Raw genomic sequence first — 553 nt, 5'->3', positions numbered from 1 at the left:
GATGGTAGTGTGGAGTTTCTCCATGTGAGAGTAGGTCATCGTCAGGCACTTATACCGAACCGCCCCTGCAGCCTTGCTGCAGGGGCGGTTCTCTTTGTGCGTAGGAAAAAGTGGTGCTTGGAGAGGTGGTGCACAGAAAAATGGCGCACTGGAATGTGATACCAGAATCTTGGTGATCTTCGACGTGCCAGGTAAATGTACAAGTCTTCATACGCTTCGAGTGGGGAGGGCGCACGGCCCTGGTGATGCTCACACCGCATGGGTGAAGATATTGTCTCGTTTCAGGTCGGTAATAGGGTGTGGAAAACTCTCATTGAGCGGCTCATGCCAGGTTATCCACACCCCTTTCTTTCAGGTGTGACTCTCGGGAATCATCAGAGCGATCGATCAGGCCCGCTTCTTTACCATGATGTCGTCCTGAATCGTGACGGCCGAAAGCGCCGAACACTGCATGGCTGGATGCTTTTTGAAGAAAGCGCTTGCACTTGCAGAGGTGAATGCGTAAAGTACGCATCCGCTGCCGGGGACGCATGGCGTTACCAGCGGTAAAAGA

General features: G+C 53.2%; 1 protein-coding gene. It reads right to left on the bottom strand.

Annotation, left to right across the window (positions count from 1 at the left end; translation table 11 throughout):
- Positions 1–322: 322 nt before the first annotated feature.
- The coding region (locus OW493_RS17185; RefSeq protein ID WP_289864993.1) for a hypothetical protein at positions 323–553 on the bottom strand (231 nt) is incomplete at its 5' end.

Origin of the sequence: Cobetia sp. 14N.309.X.WAT.E.A4 (assembly GCF_030397495.1) — a bacterium.
GTDB classification, from domain to species: domain Bacteria; phylum Pseudomonadota; class Gammaproteobacteria; order Pseudomonadales; family Halomonadaceae; genus Cobetia; species Cobetia marina.
This window is presented reverse-complemented; position numbering and strand designations above follow the sequence as displayed.